This is a genomic window from Paenibacillus sp. UMB4589-SE434 (assembly GCF_030226685.1).
Taxonomy (GTDB): Bacteria; Bacillota; Bacilli; order Paenibacillales; family Paenibacillaceae; genus Paenibacillus_B.
The window spans coordinates 178,496-200,429 of record NZ_JASOYK010000003.1; the positions used below are offsets into that span (position 1 = coordinate 178,496).

At 46.6% G+C, this 21,934-nt stretch carries 19 protein-coding genes and 1 other annotated feature; of the genes, 14 read left to right on the forward strand and 5 right to left on the reverse strand.

The genetic code is table 11. The annotated features are described in order from the left end of the window. Positions 1-63: 63 nt before the first annotated feature. Both QP775_RS13425 and QP775_RS13430 read right to left on the reverse strand, forming a co-directional pair. Positions 64-420, reverse strand: coding sequence for an ArsR/SmtB family transcription factor (locus tag QP775_RS13425; RefSeq protein ID WP_285106696.1), 357 nt, complete (start codon positions 418-420; stop codon positions 64-66). After that, positions 420-842: an SRPBCC family protein gene (locus tag QP775_RS13430; protein ID WP_239330465.1), complete on the reverse strand. Its 423-nt coding sequence runs from the start codon at positions 840-842 to the stop codon at positions 420-422. Before QP775_RS13430 ends, QP775_RS13425 begins: the two co-directional genes overlap by 1 nt. Before the next feature lie 86 nt (positions 843-928). Between QP775_RS13430 and QP775_RS13435 the strand changes: the two genes are divergently transcribed. Further along, positions 929-1,204 (forward strand): hypothetical protein, encoded by a 276-nt coding sequence (locus QP775_RS13435; protein ID WP_285106698.1) that lies wholly within the window; start codon positions 929-931, stop codon positions 1,202-1,204. A gap of 178 nt (positions 1,205-1,382) precedes the next feature. Here QP775_RS13435 and QP775_RS13440 read toward each other — a convergent pair whose 3' ends face one another. Then, entirely contained in the window at positions 1,383-3,590 is a 2,208-nt protein-coding gene (locus tag QP775_RS13440) for a GH92 family glycosyl hydrolase (RefSeq protein WP_239330461.1), read from the reverse strand. Between the two features lie 325 nt (positions 3,591-3,915). Here QP775_RS13440 and QP775_RS13445 point away from each other — a divergent pair, with 325 nt between their 5' ends. Next, the gene (locus QP775_RS13445) at positions 3,916-4,785 is read left to right on the forward strand and encodes an AraC family transcriptional regulator (RefSeq protein WP_239330459.1); all 870 of its coding nucleotides are present in this window, start codon (positions 3,916-3,918) and stop codon (positions 4,783-4,785) included. A gap of 195 nt (positions 4,786-4,980) precedes the next feature. Here the strand turns inward: QP775_RS13445 and QP775_RS13450 are convergent, their stop codons facing one another. After that, on the reverse strand, positions 4,981-6,153 hold the full coding sequence (locus tag QP775_RS13450) for an aminotransferase class I/II-fold pyridoxal phosphate-dependent enzyme (RefSeq protein ID WP_285106702.1): 1,173 nt from the start codon (positions 6,151-6,153) through the stop codon (positions 4,981-4,983). An 89-nt stretch (positions 6,154-6,242) separates the two neighbouring features. Beyond that, positions 6,243-6,458, reverse strand: a binding site (T-box leader). A 285-nt stretch (positions 6,459-6,743) separates the two neighbouring features. On the opposite strand from QP775_RS13450, the gene QP775_RS13455 reads away from it, so the two are divergent. Genes QP775_RS13455 through QP775_RS13495 form a run of 9 tightly spaced genes read left to right on the forward strand, consistent with a single transcriptional unit; the run spans position 6,744 to position 15,494 of the window. Beyond that, a complete protein-coding gene (locus QP775_RS13455) occupies positions 6,744-7,364 on the forward strand; it encodes a type 2 periplasmic-binding domain-containing protein (RefSeq protein ID WP_239330455.1) in 621 nt (206 codons plus the stop codon). A 15-nt stretch (positions 7,365-7,379) separates the two neighbouring features. After that, complete coding sequence (locus tag QP775_RS13460; protein WP_285106705.1) at positions 7,380-8,666, forward strand: valine--pyruvate transaminase; 1,287 nt, start codon at positions 7,380-7,382, stop codon at positions 8,664-8,666. A gap of 55 nt (positions 8,667-8,721) precedes the next feature. Further along, entirely contained in the window at positions 8,722-9,741 is a 1,020-nt protein-coding gene (locus QP775_RS13465; protein ID WP_239330451.1) for an ABC transporter ATP-binding protein, read from the forward strand. Continuing rightward, on the forward strand, positions 9,713-10,507 hold the full coding sequence (locus tag QP775_RS13470) for an ABC transporter permease (protein ID WP_239330449.1): 795 nt from the start codon (positions 9,713-9,715) through the stop codon (positions 10,505-10,507). Before QP775_RS13465 ends, QP775_RS13470 begins: the two co-directional genes overlap by 29 nt. Before the next feature lie 3 nt (positions 10,508-10,510). Further along, entirely contained in the window at positions 10,511-11,308 is a 798-nt protein-coding gene (locus QP775_RS13475; protein ID WP_285106709.1) for an ABC transporter permease, read from the forward strand. 30 nt (positions 11,309-11,338) lie between these two features. Then, complete coding sequence (locus tag QP775_RS13480) at positions 11,339-12,565, forward strand: DUF6421 family protein (protein WP_285106711.1); 1,227 nt, start codon at positions 11,339-11,341, stop codon at positions 12,563-12,565. Between the two features lie 45 nt (positions 12,566-12,610). Continuing rightward, positions 12,611-12,874, forward strand: coding sequence for an acyl carrier protein (locus tag QP775_RS13485; protein ID WP_285106713.1), 264 nt, complete (start codon positions 12,611-12,613; stop codon positions 12,872-12,874). Positions 12,875-12,894: 20 nt separating this feature from the next. Continuing rightward, a complete protein-coding gene (locus QP775_RS13490) occupies positions 12,895-13,857 on the forward strand; it encodes a hypothetical protein (protein ID WP_285106715.1) in 963 nt (320 codons plus the stop codon). Positions 13,858-13,898: 41 nt separating this feature from the next. Continuing rightward, positions 13,899-15,494: an amino acid adenylation domain-containing protein gene (locus QP775_RS13495; RefSeq protein ID WP_285106717.1), complete on the forward strand. Its 1,596-nt coding sequence runs from the start codon at positions 13,899-13,901 to the stop codon at positions 15,492-15,494. Between the two features lie 28 nt (positions 15,495-15,522). Here QP775_RS13495 and loaP read toward each other — a convergent pair whose 3' ends face one another. Continuing rightward, positions 15,523-16,080 (reverse strand): antiterminator LoaP, encoded by a 558-nt coding sequence (gene loaP, locus QP775_RS13500; RefSeq protein ID WP_285106719.1) that lies wholly within the window; start codon positions 16,078-16,080, stop codon positions 15,523-15,525. 386 nt (positions 16,081-16,466) lie between these two features. Between loaP and QP775_RS13505 the strand changes: the two genes are divergently transcribed. From QP775_RS13505 to hisC, 3 genes are all read left to right on the forward strand, one after another. Further along, positions 16,467-17,279, forward strand: a complete 813-nt coding sequence (locus QP775_RS13505; protein ID WP_239330438.1) for a 4'-phosphopantetheinyl transferase family protein — start codon at positions 16,467-16,469, stop codon at positions 17,277-17,279. 51 nt (positions 17,280-17,330) lie between these two features. Beyond that, positions 17,331-20,690: an ACP S-malonyltransferase gene (gene fabD, locus QP775_RS13510; protein WP_285106721.1), complete on the forward strand. Its 3,360-nt coding sequence runs from the start codon at positions 17,331-17,333 to the stop codon at positions 20,688-20,690. An 82-nt stretch (positions 20,691-20,772) separates the two neighbouring features. Then, on the forward strand, positions 20,773-21,837 hold the full coding sequence (gene hisC, locus QP775_RS13515; protein WP_285106723.1) for a histidinol-phosphate transaminase: 1,065 nt from the start codon (positions 20,773-20,775) through the stop codon (positions 21,835-21,837). Positions 21,838-21,934 lie beyond the last annotated feature (97 nt).

Sequence of the window (21,934 nt, forward strand, 5' to 3'; positions counted from 1 at the left end):
CGGCACAAGAAAAAGGACAGTCTCGCGAGTAGAGACTGTCCTTTTTCTAATACCTTCAATAGGCTACAGCGACTTCGGCCCTGTAGGCTTAATGTTATCCAGATCGTCTGCTTCTACAAGCAGCTTTAGCAGGTTCAGCTTGTTATCCCAGAAGCGCTCGTAATAAGCAAGCCAATCCTTGAGCTCGCGCAGCGGCTCCGGCTGCAGATGGTAGCGCGTCTCGCGACCGATCTTCTTGTCTTTGACAAGGCCTGCTTCTGCCAGCACACGCAAATGCTTCGACACGGCTGTGCGACTCATTGGAAAGTGACTGCTGATCGCAGTGACAGGCATCTCCTGATCCGCTAACAGATGCAGCAGCTTACGCCGAGTTGGATCGGCGATCGCTTGAAAGACATCATGTTTTGGTGTGGAAGTCATTAAGCCTCCACCAATTCGCGCAATCTTGGCAGCACAGCTGATTCCCAACCGTTGTTCATCCGGTTGCGAACTTCAGCGTGCGACATACCCACTTCAGTGCTGGTATTTTCTTTCCATCCTCCGTGGGTAAGCGTGAATTCTGTCGTGCCATCTGCGCCTTCCTTTAATTCAAATGTAATGATCCAATCCGGTCCCCACGTAAATTCCAGCTTGTGCGGCGGGTCAATTACCGTCACCTTGCATGGTGACACACCGTAAGGGGAGTGAATCGAGAATGGATGCCCAAGCACAGGTTCGAAGTCATTAGGCATAAACCAGGCTGCGATATTTGCACCAGTGGCTACGGTCTCCCACACTTTTTGGATGGGGGCGTTTAATGTAATGGTCTTAATAATATCGGGAAGTGATTGCTGCTGTGTCATGATGAACCTCCATTTTAAATGTAGTGGAAAAATAAGGTGATGAAGTGTGGCTAAAGTTGAATGTTCCATGTTCCATCATTTAAAAAATGACGGATGGGTGCTCTGAAATTCGTGCTAACCGCGATCAAATACAAACTTTCTTATTAGTGTGCTTATTATATGATATGAAACCATTTGGTTTCAAGTTAATGGCTCTGGTAAATTTTTTAGGAGTATGGAGCAAGGCTCAAACATGGAAATTTGATTCAATTACACTTGAAGCATGGATGTTGAAAAATAAAATTAAGATGGGGAAAAGTTATTATTCATCGCTGCAAGAAGATGTTGTTCTACTAAGTCTCCCTCAAGATTGGGGCAAATAAACATGAAGTCGCATGATCAAACTGTTTATGGTTAATGAGCTGTAATCCATAATAGCGATGGCGTAAACGAACTGAATAGTGGAAAAGACAAAACTGCTATCAACATATAAAAAAAGAGATAGCGCCCTACCATTAGGATAGGGAGCGCTATCTCCTCGTTTATGCTTTATACTGAAATTTACTTCGACATCGAGTAAGGCAGCTTCTCGATCTCAGCCACTTCCGCTTGCGCTTTGTCGCTCATGCTGAACTGGATCGTGCCGCCAGCCGTCAGCTGCTCGTGCGTGAAGTACAGCTTCTCAACGTCCGTACCGTTCAGCTTGACGCCAGCAACGTACTTGTTGTCCGCGGAATTATTGTCCGCTTGAATGACGATCTGCTTGCCGCTTTCCAGATGAACGGTCATCTTATCGAAGTACGGTGTACCGATCACGTATTCAGGGACACCAGGGCTGAGCGGGTACAAGCCCATGGCACCGAATACGTACCAGCCGCACAAGCTGCCGTTGTCCTCGTCACCAGGCAAGCCGTCAGGACGGGAGCTGAACAACTCGTCCATCGTCTTGCGCACCCATTGCTGCGTCAAGGCTGGGTAGCCCAGCGCCGTGTAGATGTACGGGAAATGGAAACTTGGCTGATTGCTGATTGCAAATTGGCCAAAATCAATCATCGCCATCTCGGACATCTCGTGAATCTCGAAGCCGTAGGAACCGACTTTGAACGCTGGGTCTGCGGCAAACAGCGCATCCAGACGTTCTTTACCGCCTGCACGACCACCCATTAGCTCAGCGAGTCCGAGGAAGTCATGCTGAACTGCCCAACTGCTCTGATAAGCGCCGCCTTCTGTGTAAGGTCCGCCCCATAACGTTGGATCAAACGGTTCCAACCAACTGCCATCTTGCAGCTTGCCGCGCATAAAGCCAACAGATGGATCGTACAGGTTTTTATAATTTTTTGCCCGTTCCATCAGCTGCTCGTAATCTGCTTCACGGCCAAGATGTTTTGCAATTTGCGCTACACAGAAATCACCATATACGTAGTCCAGCGTATTGCATACACTTTCATGTGTATGAATATCGGCTGGCATATAGTTGAATTTCAAGTATTCACCCATGCCTTTGCGACCATATCGGTTGTCCTCAGATACCGTTGTAGCGTGCTTAAGCAAGCCTTCAAATGCTGCCTCTACGTCAAAATCCGTATTGCCTTTCACGATTGCATCTGCAAAAGAGACGTCAATCAGTGTGCCCGGCATCATGCTGCGTTCGCCTGGGGAGGCCCATTTTGGCATCCAACCAGCCTCATTATATGCATTTACCCAACCCTGCATCATTTCATTAACAAAGGAAGGATAGAGCAGGTTATATAACGGGAATGACGTACGGTAAGTATCCCAGAAGCCGATGTCTGCAAACAACGGGCCTGCTTCGATCTTGCCATTGTACGGACTGTAGTGAATCTGCTTGCCTTCAGCATCGTATTCGTGAATCGCATGCGGAAATAGCGATGTGCGATACAAGCAAGTATAGAAAGTTTTTAGTTTGTCTTCACTTTGGTCTTCGACTTCAATGACACCGAGCTGTTTTTCCCAAGCGGCTGTTGCCAATTGGTGCACTTCATCAAAGCTGCGTGCGCCAATTTCACGATCCAGATTCGTAAAGGCCTGTTCTTGGCTGATGAAGGATGTACTGATATTAACCTCGACAATGCCATTCTCAGGCAGGACGAGACCAACATGTGCGCCCATGCGTTCACCCATGCCCATCAAAGAAGCGACCGGCTTATTGTCGTTATCGGATAAACCGCTATTAGCAGCATCGATTGGACAGTTAAACTTCACAACAAAATACATGCGATAGTTGTCAGGCGTTCCGCCAGCTTTGGCAGTCGTATAGCCTGTCAATGTGCTGTTAGCCGGATCGATCAGCATTGCTGATTCGCCTGGGAACGGCGACAAAATAAAGCGGGCTTCATCGCGACGGTCGTAAGACAGGCGAATGCTGGAGCAGCGCTCAGTTGGCGCAAGTTCCATCGTCGTCTGATAACGAAGCAGGCGAACTTTAAAGTAATCAGGACGGACGATCATGTCCTGTTTGCGGAACGAAGAAGAACGCTCAGGCGCCCACACTTTTAAAGGCCCTGTTTGCGGCATAAAGGTCATATGGCCGTAATCACCAATCCAAGGGCTAGGCTGATGTGTGACGCGTATGCCTTCCAAACGGTTATGATGCGGACTGAACCACCAACCGCCACCGGCTTCGGTTGTTTGCGGCGCCCATGCGTTCATGGCAAATGGCATCGAGATTAGCGGCAGTGTGTTTCCATTTGAATAAGGATAAATGGAGTCTGTGCCTTGCAGCGGATTTACATATTTGATCAAGCTCATCTATATCGCTCCTTCAGTAAAATAAAGTCTTTTATGCGGATAACATCCATAACCATTCATGACATTTCTTTTCATTGCCATGAAGCGCGACCCATGTAATCACACCCAAATTCGCACACTATTGTACTTTGCTTTGTTTAGTGTTTGCTTATAATTGCAGGCTGTCATAAGTTGCACCTTCATTGTAGATAACAACAGGTAGGTGTACCTATCAATTTTTTAGAATATCTATCACTTTTGATGATAAAATGAAAAGGAAATGCCAAGCCCGAAATAAATAACATCAGATGGCACATTTAAAGGCATGACAGAAAGAGGATTTATCATGTTTCCATACAATTTACATGGTGACGAAGAGATTCATGGGGAATTCCCGTTCACTTTAAAAATACATCAGCTTGGCGTACCAGTACCTGCGCATGTTCACCACTTTATCGAGTATACGTATGCTTTTAAGGGCAGAGGTACAGAGATTATTAATGGCATGAAGAAAGAGCTGGTACCTGGCACGTTTACTTTACTGTTTCCCCATCAAGTACACGAGATAGACATCGAGCCTGGGGAAGAGCTGTTTCTGTATGTTGGTGCGATCGGGCTCAAGGCGTATTTTGGCGGTGATACCGTCTTCGATCTGCACCAATTGTTAAAACAGGCTGAGTCAGATGCCAATACTACCTACAAGCTGGACGAGCAGACTGCGGCTGAAATGCTGCCTTTGCTGCAGCAAATGCATGAAGAAGTGCAGGAGGAGAAGCCTTGGAGTCGTGTGATGTTTCTGTCCAAGCTGGTACAGGTGTTTGTGCTGTTTGACCGCTATCGGCAGGCTGCTGTGCAGTCAGAGGGGGGCGTACACGAAGGTGCGCCGTTGAAGGGAATGTGGGAGATTATTTCGTACTTGTATCAGAACTTTAAAGAGGATATTACACTGGAGACGCTTGCCCGACAGTTCAATTACAGCGTGTCCTATATAAGCGCATCTTTTAAGCAGGTTGTTGGGGAGAACTATTATTCATTCTTAGAACGTATTCGGATTGCCCATGCCTGCAACTTGCTTATTGGTACGGATATGAAAATTACGGACATTGCATACGAAGCAGGGTTCAAGTCTTATCCAACTTTTATTAGGGTATTTCAGTCTAGAATGAACATGGCGCCAACCGCGTATCGTAAGAACAAAGGGATTGCTTTGGCATAAGAGGGGCGAATTTGCGCCCAAAACGAACAGCCTGCCGCAGATGGCGACAGGCTTGTTAGGATATTATGAAGTAGTTGAAATTCCAAGCTCTATTCGGTAAAATGAGCAATAACTTCTTATGGTATATACAATATGAATATTGTTGAATAGGGCTGTCTGATTGTTGATATGGCAGAATAGCAGAACGATTTTCCTCTAGAGAACCGACTTCATAAACTTCCCGATTCGATCCAGTGCTTCTACGAGATTTTCTGTTGAAGAGGCATAGGAGATACGGATATGCCCCTCGCCGCTTGCACCTAGCGCATTGCCTGGCACAACGGCAACTTTAGCTTCCCTTAATACTCGCTCTGCAAACTGCTCGGAGGAAAGGCCTGTATGTGTAATAGAAGGGAAGGCGTAGAACGCGCCTTTTGGTTCAAAGCATGGCAAGCCAATGTCAGACAAGCCTTTGACTACCAATCTTCTACGTTGATTGTATGAATCGACCATCGTTGTAATATCATCCTGACCTCGTCTCAGCGCATCAATGGCAGCTTTCTGGGCTGTAATCGGCGCACACAGCATCGTATATTGATGGATCTTGGTCATGGCTGCGATCACCTCGCGGTTGCCGCACACATAGCCGAGTCTCCAACCGGTCATGGCGTATCCTTTGGAGAAACCATTGAGCAGAATGGTGTAATCCTTCATACCGGGAAGTGCTGCAAAGCAAGTATGTGTTCCTTCATAAGTTAACTTATCGTATACTTCGTCAGAAAGCACGATCAGACCGTGCTGCTGCACGACGGCAGCAATTCGCTCAAGCTCGACTTTTCCCATAATGGCCCCAGTCGGATTGTTCGGATAATTGATGATGATTGCTTTGGTACGCGGAGTAATCGCCGCTTCTACCTGCTCTGCTGTTAGTTGAAAATGCTGTTCCGCCGTAGTGCGAATCGGAACGGGCACGCCTCCCGCCATAATGGTGCAAGAAGAGTATGATACGTAGCACGGCTCCGGGATAAGCACCTCATCACCAGGACATATGATGGCGCGCAGCGCCAGATCCAACGCTTCACTGGTACCAACCGTGACCAATACCTCGTCTCGTGGTTCGTATTGAACGTTATAGTTATCCTGCAGATGGCTGGAAATCTCTTCACGGAGCTCCAGCAGACCTGCATTTGCCGTATACATCGTATACCCTTTCTCCAGAGAATAACAAGCCGATTCTCGGATCAATCGCGGCGTAACAAAGTCTGGCTCGCCCACACCAAGCGAGATGATGCCTGTTACCTCTGTAGCCAGATCGAAAAAACGCCGGATGCCAGAGGGCGGCAAATCCAAAATAACAGGCGATATCAAGGCATTCCATTTTAATGACAAGTGACCCACCAACCTTCTCAATAATAGAATTAACGATGTTCATTTACGGAGCTAAGGACCCAAAGACAACAAAAAAAGCCCTCATCCCTGAAAGGGACGAGAGCATGCTCACGCGGTACCACCCTAGTTGGCTGACAGATTCAGCCCACCTCGATCCCGATAACGGCGGGCAGCCGGCAATCTCCTACTCAAGTTCAGAGTGCAACTCAGGGAGGGCTTTCAATAAGGAGGATTCCCGGGCTCTCACTATCTCCGGTCGCTTTGCAATCAACAGCCTTACTTACTTTTCCCATCAACGTTCATATCGGTTATAAGTTGAGGAAAAATATATCACGAAAAGATTTGTATTGTCAATCTTTACTATTGGGATAAAGTGTGATAAATTTCTAGTAATATTTGAGTCTGTGACTAAAAAATACTATTTATTCAATATTTATTCATTGCATAATTATTTTATAGTGTTAATAAATAAACGTTTGCTAAGACACACTTTGGCGAGGAATCTTAGCAAACGTCTGGTTACGACCTATTGATTTAACAAAAAAAGATCGTAAATCTATTATACGGGTATGCATATTTTTTGTAAATCAATGGGTTATACCTCTACTCTTGACTTAGAAAGTGAGGTTGACCCGTCCATGACGTATGCGCTGCACAACGTTACCCATTCGTCTGTTCTGAAGAGTATTCATACCATCTGCACGTTAGGACCTGAGAATACCAATTGTGAGCTTGCCGCAAGAACCTGGTTTGATCGGATGGGAAAGTCAGGCGCCATATTATTATATCCAACTTTGGAAGAGGCGGTTGTTGATGTAAGGGAACAGCCGGGCACAGCCCTATTAGGGTGCGTGGTGTACCCCGATTTGCACAAAATCGTATTTTCCAACCTGGATAAGCTAGTGTTAATGGACTGCTTTATAATGCCCACTTACAAGATGGTTCTTGCCTCCAATACAAGCAGCCTGCACCGAGACCCTTCTATTGCAACTCATCCTGCCCCTTCAGGACTTGCCGCACAGCACACTACCGATATTCGCCTTGTCCCGAGCAATGCCCAAGCTGCGATTGATTGCGCAGCAGGGTTTGCAGATGCGTGCATTACGACTATTTCAGCAGCAGAACGACAAGGTTTGCACATCATGCACGATTACGGCGAAATACCCATGGGATTTACGATACATGCCCACACGACCACAGATTATGGGTAAATGGGGAGGTTCACGATGTCCAACGTACAGCTTAGCAAAACAGGATTAAAAATGTCAGAACTGACAGGCGTTCGTTCGATCATGAAAGATATCAAGGAGACAAATGAAACGGATACGCCAAGAGACTATGTCAACGTAAGTGCGGGCAATCCGTTAGTATTGCCTGAGGTAGAGGCGTTGTGGCGCAAATATGCACATGAGTTGCTTGAGGGTCAGGAATTCGGAGAAATTATCGGACGTTACGGCTCCAGCCAAGGGTATGAACCGTTCATTGATGCCATTGTTCACTGGTTTAATGTGGAGTACGGATGGAACTTGACGAAGCATAATGTACTCGTCACGCCAGGCAGTCAGTCGTTGTACTTTATGGCGGCCAATGCTTTCAGCGGCCCTGATGAAGAGGGCAACCAGCGTTCGCTAGTGCTGCCACTATGTCCTGACTACACGGGCTATGGCGGCGTAGTGTTGTCCAAGGACGTGCTGAAGACGTATAAGCCAACGCTTGATATCCAAGAGAAGCATCGCTTTAAATATCGGCCGGATATCGATAAGTTGAAGATTGACAAGACTGTAGGTGCCGTCTTGTTCTCCCGTCCTTGCAATCCAAGCGGGAATTTAATGACGGAGCAGGAAGTTGATCGGATTGTAGCGATGTGCGCGGAGCAGGATGTGCCGGTCATTATCGACTCGGCTTATGCGCCGCCATTTCCGGACATGGTATTTACCGATATGACACCGGTATGGGGAGAGAACGTGATCCACTGTGTCAGCTTGTCAAAAGTAGGGCTCCCAGGTGAACGTATCGGGGTAGCGATTGCAAGCGAGAAGTACATTCAACTGCTGGAAGCGTTCCAATCGAACATGAATATTCATTCATCACGATTTGGTCAGGCGCTCGCAGCCAGAGCCATTATGACAGGTGAATTGGCAGAAGTGTCTACGAACGTCATTAAGACGTTCTACCATAAGCGATTCCTGATCTGGGAATCGGCGTTAGACCGCCTGATGCCAGACGAAGTACCTTGGCATCTGCATGTAGGCGAAGGATCCATCTTCGCATGGATGTGGTTTAAAGATTTGCCGATCAGCGATGCGGAGCTCTATGTTGAGCTGAAGCAAGAAGGCATGATCGTGGTTCCAGGCTCTACGTTCTTCAGCGGGCTTAACGAACCGTGGAGCCATATCAAGGAGTGCATCCGAATCAGCTTGACGGCAAGCGAAGAAGAATTGGAGCGAGGCGTGGCTATTTTGGCTAAAGTCATTGCTCGTGTATATCAACAGGCTGGTATTACGACCAGATAGCACAATGAGAGAGAACGTTTAAGTAAGATCACGATTGATGGAAGGGGATGAAGCCATGGCATTTATGACAGTGGATTCCGTGTCGAAGGAGTTCCAGGTGGAAGTGAAGCAGCGAGGTGTCATGGGCAAGCTGCGCAGCCTTGTTCGTCCACATATTGTTACTCGCCAGGCCGTTCGTAATATTTCTTTCTCTGTAGACGAGGGAGAGATTATTGGATATTTGGGTCCCAACGGCGCCGGCAAATCTACGATGATCAAGATGCTGTGCGGCATCCTTCATCCAAGCTCCGGTCATATTCGGGTCAATGGCTGCACCCCCTACATCGAGCGTCGTAAGTACTCAATGGCAATTGGGGTTGTTTTTGGCCAACGAAGTCAATTGTGGTGGGATTTGCCTGCAATTGACTCGTTGGAGCTCTACAAAGACATCTATAAAGTGTCTTCAACAAGCTATAAGCGAAGTCTCGACGAGTTTAACGAATTGTTAGACCTGCACGAATTTGCGCATACACCTGTGCGTCAGCTAAGTTTAGGCCAGCGTATGCGGATGGAGCTTGCTGCCGCTATGCTGCATCACCCGCAAATTTTGTTTCTGGATGAACCAACTATTGGTCTTGATATTATGGTGAAGGAAAAGATCAGGGACTTTATCCTGCAGTGGAACAAACAACGCAAGACGACAGTTATCTTGACGACGCACGACGTGATTGACATCGAGCGGCTGTGCAATCGGATTCTAATTATTAACAGCGGCGAGATGGCGTTTGACGGTTCGGCGAAAGAGCTGGAGCAGCTGTATAGCAAGGAGAAGCAAATTATCGTCACGTTTAAAGAAGCAATCGATCGACTGCCGCCATTGCTGCGTACGACTGTACAGCGTCGGGAAGGCAACCAGCTATGCTTTGCGGTAGAACGAAGTGAAGACGTGCAGGAAGTGATCAAGCGTATCGTTAACAGTTATGAGGTTACGGATATTCAGATCCGTGGAGCAGATTTGGAAAGCATCATCAAGCATGTGTATCAGACGGGAAAAAAGGATGTCGTCCATGAAGTCGTATATTCGCATTTTTCATAAAACGATTTCCACTTCTTTTGTGTATAGATCTAATTTGTATATGCCGATGCTGGCGTACTTTGTATTTGTATTCCTTCAGTACTCACTCTGGTCTGCTGTATTTGCCTTAAACGAACCGAAGGGCACTACGATTTCGCAGATGATGACCTATATTTTTATCGGCATGATGATCCGTTTTCTAACGACGGCTTCTGCTTCCGATCAACTGTCTCAGGAGATCAGGGAGGGGAAGATTGAGCTTATGCTGATCAGGCCGTATAATTTGTTTTTGTTTTTCTTCGCGAAGCAGTTGGCGCGGATCGTGGTTGATTTTATTAGCAAAGGCCTCCCTTTACTATTCATCAGCCTATTGTTTTTATCTCCTTTCATACAGATTCCCTATAATCTATCCAACTGGCTTTACTTCGGATTCTGCTGTATGAATGCGGTGTTAATCGCTTTTTGTATGGATTACATCATCGGACTTATGGCCTTTTGGATTATCGAAACTTGGCAGCTTCGATTTCTCATTCAAGACATCGGCAACGTATTTTCCGGCGTGTTTATTCCACTTTGGTTTTTCTCGGATACCTTTCTTTGGATAGCCAATTTACTCCCATATCCTTATTTATACTTCTATCCCATTAACGTGCTGCTGGGCAATGTAGATCACGCGAGCTTTCTGTCGCTTACTCTTATCGGGCTGTCTTGGAGTATCGGTCTTGTAGGCGTTATTATGCTGATGTGGCATTTTTGCAAATCTCGGATTGTCATTCAAGGAGGGTAAGCCGTGATTCGCGATCATGCAGCATTGTACCGTAAATTTATTATGAAATATGCAAAAGCCAAGCTGGAATACAAAATCCCGCTTACGTTAGATATCGTAGCCAACATCGTGAATTCGCTCAGCTTTGTCTCCGTCGTTTATTTTTTAATGAACCATTTTAGTACGCTTGATGATTGGCAGCTGAACGAGGTCATGCTGATGTTTGGCTTTGGATTGTTATCCTGGGGATTGGCTGGCATGCTATTTTGGGCTCCGGTCATGCAATTGGAACAGTTGATCATTACAGGGCAGTTTGACCATTTTCTATTAAAGCCGCTGCATCCACTGCTCCACCTGATGTTCCGTCACTTCCAGCATACGTTTCTCGGTCAGACCCTGGTTGGCATGGGTCTGCTGTACTACTCCCTGCAGCACCTGTCCATATGGTTGACACCTTCGTTTATCCTCAATGGCATCTATCTGTTAATCAACTCCGTGCTTGTACAATCCGCCATCTTGATCGCACTTAGCTCACTGAACTTTTTTGTCAAAAAGCCGCTCGTATTTTCGATGATGGTTGTGGTTGATCTACAAGTTATTTCACGCTACCCTGTTTCAATTTATCACCAAGGGTTGCAGTTTATCGTCAGCTTTGTTGTTCCATATATTTTTGTTTCTTATTACCCAGTCGTCATCTTGACGCGAGGCGTAAACAGTGAGCCGCTGCTGTGGGTGACGTATGTGATCGGCCCGATGTTGGTTACGTTAGCTTGTCTGTTATTTAATTACGGCGTCAAACGTTATGACGGCGCGGGCAGTTAGCAGCCACATACATTGATGGAGGTGTTAAACATGTTATTAACAGCAGTAGAGCCCGCACAATATGTGAGGCAGCATATTGTGCCTATTGTGAATGAGTTCCGTAAACTACAACAGCCCGATGGCCGTGTCAAAGCGAATTATGAAATAGCAGATGAATGGTTGGACAAGCTTCTGCCGTCTGTTCGACATATATATGAGATCTTGCTAATGCCAGAGATGGCAGAGGCGTTTGAAGCCGACATTGCAGAGTGGCGGCAAAATGGGCTTGAATCCATTCCATATTTTGATCATTCATTAAAATGTTTTGTACCACCTGCTGCGCAAACCTTTTCTTTTATTATTGCGCCGTTAGTAGCGACAAATGGGCCTGCACCGAAAGGACATTTTCTCGAATGCTTTCTGGTCCTGCGCGAAGAACCAGTTGAATTGGAAGGCGTTGCGGCGATGCTCCCGCATCCGAAAAATGGATGTCAGTCTTGTCGACTGATTACAGGTTCGACAGGTATTATGATGGGCAACTGCATCGTGTTTTTTCCGGAAAATATTAAAACTAAGGAAAAGGTAGAGAGTCAATCATTTGCCATGTTTTTCTTTAACAAATTCCAGCTTATTTACTTGACGGAAACGTTCCCGCGAGTAATGCAGTTGTTTGGTACGGGATGGGTGTCTGATGCTCTTTCCACTGAATCGGTGTATCGTGCTCGATCCGTATGGGGATATCTGCACGATTATTACCATCATAATGGACCACGCCCGTTTGATACCAATTTACAGGTGAAGTTGAACTTTTTTGTTGGTATTTTGGAAGAAATTAAGGTGGATTGTCAGTCCGTAGTAGCTGCTTGTGAGTTGGATGTGCCCTTTGGACGAGAGATTGCAGAGTATATATTATTTGAGCGGATGCTTCGTTATCCGAATCAGCCGGATGCAAAGACCAACTTTGATGCGGGGACAGGACTATTTTTGTTTGAATGGTTAATTCGAAATGGCACCTGTTTCGAAGTTTCTGAGCAGGGATTGCGGTTAAGTCTGGAACAATGTGTGAAGGATATTAAGCGGCTAGTAAACGAAGTAGAGGACATTGAACGTATTGAGGATGATGAGCAATTTAAGACAGAAGCAAAGCGGTATGTAAGGCAGTATTTGCCAGAGGGTATTGGCAAGGAGAAGTTTGCTATACCGGACATGTATGCCCGCTATATTGGTCATACATTCGGGGAACCCAAACTGTTAGACTTTTCTCAATTGCCGTATTAACGGATGCTAGGGTATTACCATTAAGCAGGTGTGGGGGGATTACTTATGAACCTTGCGGATGAGGTCAGACAGGTTGTTCTAGAAATATTAGTGATAGATACAAATCTGCACATGCCGGATGAGAATATCCCGCTTAAACAGTATGGCATGGATTCTGTCGCTATGATTCGGCTGGCGGTTGCTGTGGAGAAGCGATTTGGTGTGAAGTTTAAAGGTAGGGACCTGCTAGAACGCAACTTTACTTCTATTGGTGAGATTATGAAGCTAGTGTTGAACAAGCAGCAAGGTGCTATTAGAGTGCCAGAATAAGATAGAACGAGGTGATCCAATTGAGCAGCAGCTTGCTGAAAGCAGTTGAGCATGCAGGCAAATATTTTAATTGCTGGAAATATGAACTGAGCGGCTATTTGAATGGTAGAGGGCTGCCTGTCGATTATTTATTTTACAATGCATTAGAAAGCTCGGATCAAGTGCTTGCCCAAATCATGCAGCAGAAGAAAAACCGTTGGATATATGACACGTCATGCTTGCGCGACGAAGCACAGCTGCACCTCATTGGCGTCAGCCTAGTACGGAAACAATTTGAAACGTTCGAACAACTTGCTGCACTTGTTCCGAAGGTAACAGATAACTCGAGTTCGATCTTGCTGCTGCTGGATTCTTTTTATGTTCCGCACAAAGAACATTACCAAACCGCTCATACCCCTCACTCTTACGTTATTACATCTTATCAGTACGATGACATACTACAGGATACGGTCTATAACTTGGTGGATATCGTCATAGATGATTATGGGGACTTCCCATACGCTGCGTCGGATTTGAAGCAAATGTATGAGAGCAGCCTGTCAACGAATCGCGCCGTAGCATACTTTGACATTGGACAGGACAGCCGCATTCAAAAGGAACAAATATTGGACGCATATAGTAGTCATCTGAGGCAGCACACCGACAGCTGCGCGCTGCATGATCAAGTGATTTCTGGATTTGATAGCTTTGATTGGTTCACAGATCATCAGGAACGGCTGTATCATTTGGACATGGCGTATACCTTTCTGGCAGGCTCCCGTTATTTGTACGCTAGATTCCTGAAGATTATGGGATTTCAAGCAGCGGGTGAGGCTTACTATGAAGCTGGCGAGCAAGCAGAAAGCCTATCGAATATGTATAGGCGATATGGACTAATTGACGAAGTCGACAGTGAGGAGCTAGTAGAGGAATGCAAACGGATGAAAGAGCTGGATCAGGAAGCGCTGTATGCCGCGCGTCAACAAGCCTTCATATCTGGATAAGAGGGTGATGGAGCAAAGGATAGGGGAGAGGAGGCCGTTATATGACGATTAGTCAGTTGAAGCCATGCTGTGTGGGGCAGCGTTTATCTGAATTGGCCGCTAGGCTGCCGGATCGAGCTGCTGTTGTACATGATGAAACAAGCTTAACATACATGCAGCTTAACTATTGGAGTGAGCAGTTTGCAAGGCGCTTGGTCAGCATGGGCATGAAGCAGGGCGAGCGAGTATGTGTAATGACCTACAAAGATGTGCGTCTGATAATTGCTATTTATGGCTGCTTTAAGGCGGGCGCCGTCTTTGTACCGCTTGATGCGGGGAATCCCGACGCACGCATCAAGTATATCCTCGACAGTGCGCAGCCGTGCGCTGTAGTCGCGCCTGAAGAGGATGGCGAGCGTGTAGCCAATCTGGCGCCTGGATTAAAGCATATCCCGTCAGAAGAGCTGCTGGCTTATTCGCATATAGAACAATGGAGTGCTCAGATGCATATGAGCCCAGCGATTGCATTGCCGGCTGTAAGTCTGGATGCGCCTGCTTACTGTATGTTCACCTCTGGATCAACAGGCTCCCCTAAAGGTGTAGTCATTCGACATGATAGTCTAGTCGCTTTCTTTGAAGCGGCTAACGCGCATATGAGCTTAAACGAGAGCTCCAAATGTTTGAACCTGGCGCCATTTTTCTTTGATGCTGTAGTTGTGGACACTTTCTATCCTTTGTATCGGGGGGCAACTGTTTATTTATATGATGGCTTGATTCTGCCAACAACGGTGATGGGCATCGTGGAAGAAGAAGGAATCACGCAGTTTACGGCGGTGGCTCCGATACTAACGATGATTGCGGACAGTGGTACGATGGACGATTACAATTTGAGCAGCGTTAAGACGATATGGACAGGGGCAGATGTGTTAAATGTCAAAGCCACGCAGCAGTGGTTAAGCCGAATTCCCGGTCTTAAAATTGTAAATGGGTATGGTCCGACTGAAGCAACTTGTGCGTGCTTGGCGTATCCCATTACGGAGCTGGAGCCAGATCGAGTAGAGCCTTATCCGATCGGAAAGCCATTAGCTGGTATTCATATCCGAATCGTGGACGAGCATTTGCAGCCCCTCCCGCACGGAGAGGCAGGAGAATTGCTTGTAAGCGGCATCCAGATTCTAGACGAGTATTGGGATAATGCGGAGGAGACTCGCAAGAGAATCGTGTCTATGTCTGGCCTGCAGTATTATCGAACAGGTGATATTTGTTATTTTGATCATGGAGGGGATGTTCATTATATAGGCAGAGCTGACGATGAGATCAAAATATGGGGACGCCGAATTAATTTAAATGAGATTAGACAGGCCTTGTTTGCTCAGTCGATTGTATTGGATGCAACGATATTTGTTGTAGAGGATCACATCCAAGGCAAGCTACTGACAGTAGCTGTTGAAGTGGACGCCCCACTGACGGAAGCTGCAGGCGAAGAGGTATTGGTAGGCATGGAGAAACAGCTTCCGTCCTATATGGTACCGAGGCGACTCGTATTAACGAAGCAATTGCCGAAGCTGCCTTCAGACAAAACGGACAAGCAAAAGTTAATCCGATTCGTACAATCTTCTAAGATGAACAACAGCGGTATTTTAATCTACGTAGAATGAGATGAATGAGGCAGCGTGTTATGGGATGTTATTCGCTAGTTTGAGGCGGATACATAATATGGATGCCCACTTCGATAGATCTGGGTTCGCCAAGAAAAGGAAGCTGAAGCGTTGCCCGATTTTTGTGTCGATCTACTTTCTTGATGAGATTTTCCATCCCTTGCAAAGGACCGGCGACGACATGAATATTCGAATTTGAAAGTATTTGTAAGGTAGAGTACTCAAGAATTTCCGTGGCATCGAGCAGTTTTAGTAAGTGTGCGATTTCAACATCGTGGATGGAGGAGAGTTGAAAGGATTCGGGGTTGTGCTCGTTCTTTCGACCATTTGTCAACATACGTAGAACATGAGGTATGCGTCTTAAGGAATGGTAGCGATCAGCATTCATGCTTGTCTGGATAAGGACGTACCCAGGAAACATCTTTCTTAGTACATGCTGAGTGTGTCCCATCTTCTTTTCGGGAACTTTACGTTTAGGTACTAATGACATCAGTATGGTTGGATCAAATTGCTGTTTAAGCGATCGCTGGACCGTTTCTTCTTGGCCTGTTTCAACAAAAAGGGCGTACCAGTGCAATAGAATCATTCCTTTTTTGGATTGGCTTGACTTGGAAGTAGTATACCTTCTATAAAATGAAAAAAAAGTCGAATTATAGAATAAATAAAATAAATTGACATTATTTTTGTTATCCGCTACGATAATCGTGTATTTTGGTATGGGTGAAAGATTAGGTGTGCAAAAGTGTGTAAGAGTAGGTTTATATGTATCAAAAAGTATAAGCGTATGTATTTGTTTTGGCAGTTGATAGACTAGGTCTCCCTTAATCGACGTTGCGGCGCGTTAAGGTGACACTAGTTCATATAAGCGTAAACAGGTAGTGTGCATGTCTGCAGACGAACGGGGGAGGGTGTGTCCGCAGGCGTGTTTGTTATGTTTGCGTTCATTGTAGACTCAGGGAGGTACTGCCTGCTATGGTTAGCGTGGATAGGGTTAAACGGACGCGATTGAATCACATTCGTTCCAGTCCGGAGCGCATCACTTGTCATTTAAGGCTGCACACAGCAAACCGGTATGAGCGAGCGATCATGACAGTATGCGGCCTGGCTGGCAAGAGAGAAAGAGCTGCGGAGTGGCTCCATCCCAGCGAAGCGGCATATCTCGACAAGCTGCGATTCGTAAAGCGCCGACAAAGTTATTTGGCTGGGCGTTACGCGGCCAAGCACGCTGTAGCAGCATGGATCGGCATTGATATTCCGTTGCAGCGAATAGCGATCCGGCACGGTCAGTTCGAGCAGCCGATCGTCACAGTGGATGGTCATTCTAACATTCAGGTCAGCATCACGCATTGTGACGGTGGTGCAGCAGCAATCGCGTTTCATGAAGCGAATCCGCTAGGTATTGATATGGAGCTTGTCCAACAGGAGAAAACGGATGTGTTGAAGAGCCAGCTTACAGCAAGTGAGTGTAACACCGTCAAGCAGCTCCCATTTGCTCAAGCAGCTTCTTTAACACTGCTGTGGACTGCCAAAGAATCACTTTCCAAAGTGCTAAAGACGGGATTAACTGTTCCGCCTCATTTTTATGAAACAGTTGATGTGAAAGCTAGCGCTTCTTCTGTTTACGGTCGCTACGCTTTTTTTCCGCAGTACCGCTTCCTTTCCTTCATCGCAGGTCCGTATGCGTATGCCATAACGTATCCTCGTCATGCCACGCTGGCAGCTCCTTTTGTTGACTCACCACTTCTAATTCCCGCATTTGCACAGCAATTACGTATAGACATCTGAGACATCCGCCGCTCATTTTCGAAAGCCAGGAATTAGTTTAGGAGATAACTTATGAGCAAATCGATTGTGTTTATGTACGCTGGGCAAGGGTCTCAATATTATGGGATGGGACGAGCATTATTCGAGCAGGAGCCAGTGTTCCGCGACTGGATGCTTCGACTTGATCAAGCTGCCGCTGCGATGATTGGTGAATCGGTGCTCGACAAGCTGTATGATCCGAAGCAGAAGCAGTCAGAGCCGTTTGATCGTACTTTGTTTACGCATCCTGCTATTTATATGATTGAGACTGCGATGACTCAGCTCATGTTCTCGTACGGTATATATCCAGATTATGTGCTGGGCGAAAGTATGGGTGAATTTGCTGCTGCGACTGCGGCAGGGATGATGGGGTGGCAAGATGGCCTAGAGATGGTTATCGAGCAGGCAAAGACCCTTGACACCTATTGTGCAGCAGGCGGCATGCTTGCAATTTTGGATAATGTATCTATCTATACGGATAACGGCCTTCTGCATGAACATAGTGAGCTTGCTGCTCAGCTGTCGGACACCCACTTCGTCATTACAGGGAACCAAGCAGCAATTCAGGCTGTTCAGACTTACTTGCATCAACAGTATATTGTACGTGAACTTCTCCCCGTGTCCCATGCTTTTCATTCCAGATTTATCGACCATGCAGCAGCACCCTATAAACACTATTTGTCACAAAAGAAATTCATGCCTGGGAACCTTACCCTCGTATCAGGAGTAGACGGCAGACCGCTGCAGGAGCTGCAAACGGATTACTTGTGGCAAGTTATCCGCCAGCCTATTTCGCTCCAGAAAAGCTTTGAGACACTTGAGCATGAAGGACCAGCTGTGTTTATCGATCTAGGTCCTTCCGGGGGAATGGCGAATATGGCCAAGCGGTGCCTTGCGACACAATCCGAGTCGGAAATGAAGACAATTATGTCTCGTTTTCGACAAGATGCTGCTAATTGGGACAGTCTGAAGCAAATGCAAAAGCATACTCGAACAAGAATCACATCAAATCATAAGTCGGCGGATAAAGGGGAGTACGCGTCGCCTCATAAGTCGGACAATAAGAAAATATCCAAGCCGGACTATACTTCGAATCATAAGTCGAATCATAAGGAGGCGAAATCAATGAGGGCATATGTATTTCCCGGGCAGGGTTCTCAGCAGCGCGGTATGGGAGAGGGATTATTTGACGAATATTCGGAAATGACGGCTCTGGCCGACCGCATTTTGGGGTATTCAATCAAGGAACTGTGTGTGGAGGACCCAAATAACTTGCTTGGTCAGACTCAGTATACGCAACCTGCGCTATATGTTGTTAATGCGCTGCATTATTTGAAGGCGTTAAACGAGTTTGGTCTCCCGAATATTGTCGCCGGTCACAGCTTAGGGGAGTACAATGCGCTATACGCCGCGGGAGCCTTTGACTTTGAAACCGGGCTTCGTCTTGTGCAGCGCCGCGGTGTTTTAATGAGCCAGGCTAGCGGTGGGGGAATGGCTGCAGTAATCGGACTAGACGAGGACAAACTTCGACAAGCACTTGAGGATCACGGTCTTGATCAGATCGATATCGCCAATTACAACAATTTAACGCAAATTGTGATCTCAGGTCCGCAGGCGGATATGCTGCAAGCACAGCAGGCGTGCGAGGCAGCTGGTGCCCGCCTCGTTATTCCGCTAAAGGTGAGTGGTGCATTCCACTCTCGTATGATGACAGCAGCTTACGATAGTTTTGGCGTTTTTCTAAGTGAATTCTCCTTTGGCACTCTGACTATTCCTGTTGTATCAAACGTGACGGCAAGACCATATGAACAGCATCAACTGAAACAGCATTTAGCAAGTCAGATTACACATTCGGTAAGGTGGACCGATACGATTCGGTATTTGATGGGACTGGGGGTAGAGGAATATCGGGAGATTGGACCTGGCAATGTATTAACGAAGCTGATCGCATCCATTCGGAAGGAAGCGACCCCGCTTCTTGTTCCGAACGATATTCCTGCTGAGGAAGTTCGGCAGCTTGATCAGCCGGACGAATCACGATGGGTACAAGATACGATCGGGATGACGCTTGGTGATCCTCAATTCAAGCGGGATTATGGGCTTCAATATGCTTATATGGTTGGAGCCATGTACAAAGGGATCGCCTCTGAACAAATGGTCGTGCGAGCAGGCCAAGCAGGTATGCTGGGTGTGTTCGGAGCTGGGGGACTCAGCCTTGATCGAGTCGAAGCAGCGATTCGCACCATTCAACAGCAATTGTCGAGCGGGGAGTCTTATGGGATTAATCTTCTGCATGATCCAGAGCACCCAGAGAAGGAAGAGCAGCTGGTTGATCTGTATGTCCAATATGGTGTGAAACTTGTCGAGGCTTCTGCTTATATGAGTGTAAATGCTGCTCTGGTTCGCTACCGTGCTTGCGGATTAAGTCGTCATTCAGATGGGAGTGTGCAGATTAGAAATTGTATCATCGCAAAAGTATCACGACCGGAGGTGGCGACTTCATTTTTAAGCCCCGCTCCAGAACGCATCATATCCAAGCTGCTGCTTGCAGGAAGCATCACACCTGAGTCAGCTGCGCTGTTAAGGGAAGTTCCAATGGCGGATGACATTTCGGTAGAGGCTGATTCTGGTGGACATACAGATCATCGTTCTCCTTATACACTGCTGCCGGCTATGATCCGTCTGCGGGATGACTATATGAAGCGCTTTGGTTACAACAAGCGAATTCGAATAGGGGCAGCTGGGGGGATAGGAACTCCTGAGGCAGCACTCGCCGCTTACATGATGGGAGCAGATTACTTGGTAACAGGATCGATCAATCAATGCACGGTCGAGGCAAATACTAGCGAATCGGTTAAAGAACTGCTGCAGCAGGCGGATATTCAAGATATGGATTATGCTCCGGCAGGTGATATGTTTGAGCTTGGTGCAAAGGTTCAAGTATTAAAGAAGGGCGGATTTTTTTCTGCTCGGGCAAATAAATTATATGAGCTTTATCGTAATTTCGATTCGATTGAACAGATCGATGAGCGCACACGGCAGATGATTGAGGAGAAGTTTTTTCAGAAGACGTTTGATGAAGTGTACGCTGCAGTTCGAGCTTACAAATCGAAGGCAGAAACCGAAAAAGCGGAACGGGATTCGAAGCATAAGATGGCGCTTATTTTTAAATGGTATTTTGCGATGTCGAATCTGGCAGCGATTAACGGAGATCCAGCACAGCGTGTAAACTATCAGATTCATTGCGGACCAGCACTAGGTGCCTTTAATCAATGGGTGAAAGGTACTAATCTAGAGCATTGGCAGCAACGTCATGTTGATGAGATTGGCCGCAAACTATGCGACGAGACCGCTGAACTGCTGCGTCGACAAGTGTTGCAATATGCGACATAAATCGTAGGATTTGAATTGAAATGTTTACCATTAATTGCTATGATTTTGGGAGCATCTCAATTTGCAGGCTTGGAGGTAGTCTATGTATATTAAACAGTCGATAGAGCAGCTTGCACCCTATGTGCCGGGAATTCAACCTCAGATGGACGGCCGCGTTATCAAGATCAACGCCAACGAGAATCCTTATCCTCCCTCGCCTCAAGTACAAGAAGTGCTGGGTGGATTTGATTATGCTCAGCTCCGTTATTATCCTGACGCGACTAGCCAAAGCTTGCGGCAGTTGATCGCGGCACATTACCAGTTGTCCTCTGATCATCTATTTTGTGGCAACGGTTCTGATGAGATTATTTCTTACATTTTCCAAGTTTGTTTTGAGGAACAAGACTCCATTGCTACGCCTTACCCTACGTATACGTTATACAAAACGATTGCTGATATCCACCGTGTTCACACGGAATACGTGCCAACAAGAGATGACTTCACAATCGATATACAGGCACTAGTACAGACAGGAGCGAAGGGCATATTTATTGCCAATCCTAACGCGCAGACCGGATTGATGCTGCCCTTGGCCGAGATTGAGGAATTGCTGCAGCGTTATGATGGGCTTGTAGTCATTGATGAGGCCTATATGGACTTCGCACCCGCAGCAGCCTCTGCATGCGAGCTTGTTGGAAAATATCCTAATCTGGTTGTGCTGCGTACTTTTTCCAAATCCTACTCATTATGTGGAATCCGTGTAGGCTACAGTTTGGCCGATCCTGCACTTGTGCATGCATTGGACAAATGCAGAGATTCCTATAACGTGAGTCATTTAAGCCAATTACTGGCGGAAGCAGCCTTTAAAGATCAAACTTACTTGCAAAGCACTGTCAAGCGGATAGTGGCTACTCGCGCACGGGTAACAGCGGCGCTGACAGACCTTGGTTTTGAAGTGCTGCCTTCAGAGGCCAACTTTGTATTATGTAAGCCAGTGCATGACAGCGCGATTGATATTTACGAGTATTTGAAGGGCAGACAAGTTTACGTTCGCCATTTTGACGCTCCGCGACTGTCGGACAAGCTGCGAATTACCATCGGTACAGATGCAGAAATGGATGTGCTGTTGAAGTATCTGCATGAGTTCGCTCAAGTAAGGTCGACATAACGAAGCCGTGGGTGACGTGAGTCTTAGATAAGACCGGATGAGCAGGTCACATTCACATCGAAATGCGCAAGCAAGGGATAAGCACAGACTGAACGTT

Bases quoted from the DNA above. Each gene is read 5' to 3' on its own strand.
- QP775_RS13425 (WP_285106696.1), bottom strand. From the start codon at position 420: ATGACTTCCACACCAAAACATGATGTCTTTCAAGCGATCGCCGATCCA.
- QP775_RS13430 (WP_239330465.1), bottom strand. From the start codon at position 842: ATGACACAGCAGCAATCACTTCCCGATATTATTAAGACCATTACATTA.
- QP775_RS13435 (WP_285106698.1), top strand. From the start codon at position 929: ATGACGGATGGGTGCTCTGAAATTCGTGCTAACCGCGATCAAATACAA.
- QP775_RS13440 (WP_239330461.1), bottom strand. From the start codon at position 3,590: ATGAGCTTGATCAAATATGTAAATCCGCTGCAAGGCACAGACTCCATT.
- QP775_RS13445 (WP_239330459.1), top strand. From the start codon at position 3,916: ATGTTTCCATACAATTTACATGGTGACGAAGAGATTCATGGGGAATTC.
- QP775_RS13455 (WP_239330455.1), top strand. From the start codon at position 6,744: ATGGGTTATACCTCTACTCTTGACTTAGAAAGTGAGGTTGACCCGTCC.
- QP775_RS13460 (WP_285106705.1), top strand. From the start codon at position 7,380: ATGTCCAACGTACAGCTTAGCAAAACAGGATTAAAAATGTCAGAACTG.
- QP775_RS13465 (WP_239330451.1), top strand. From the start codon at position 8,722: ATGGCATTTATGACAGTGGATTCCGTGTCGAAGGAGTTCCAGGTGGAA.
- QP775_RS13470 (WP_239330449.1), top strand. From the start codon at position 9,713: ATGAAGTCGTATATTCGCATTTTTCATAAAACGATTTCCACTTCTTTT.
- QP775_RS13480 (WP_285106711.1), top strand. From the start codon at position 11,339: ATGTTATTAACAGCAGTAGAGCCCGCACAATATGTGAGGCAGCATATT.
- QP775_RS13485 (WP_285106713.1), top strand. From the start codon at position 12,611: ATGAACCTTGCGGATGAGGTCAGACAGGTTGTTCTAGAAATATTAGTG.
- QP775_RS13495 (WP_285106717.1), top strand. From the start codon at position 13,899: ATGACGATTAGTCAGTTGAAGCCATGCTGTGTGGGGCAGCGTTTATCT.
- loaP (WP_285106719.1), bottom strand. From the start codon at position 16,080: ATGATTCTATTGCACTGGTACGCCCTTTTTGTTGAAACAGGCCAAGAA.
- QP775_RS13505 (WP_239330438.1), top strand. From the start codon at position 16,467: ATGGTTAGCGTGGATAGGGTTAAACGGACGCGATTGAATCACATTCGT.
- fabD (WP_285106721.1), top strand. From the start codon at position 17,331: ATGAGCAAATCGATTGTGTTTATGTACGCTGGGCAAGGGTCTCAATAT.
- hisC (WP_285106723.1), top strand. From the start codon at position 20,773: ATGTATATTAAACAGTCGATAGAGCAGCTTGCACCCTATGTGCCGGGA.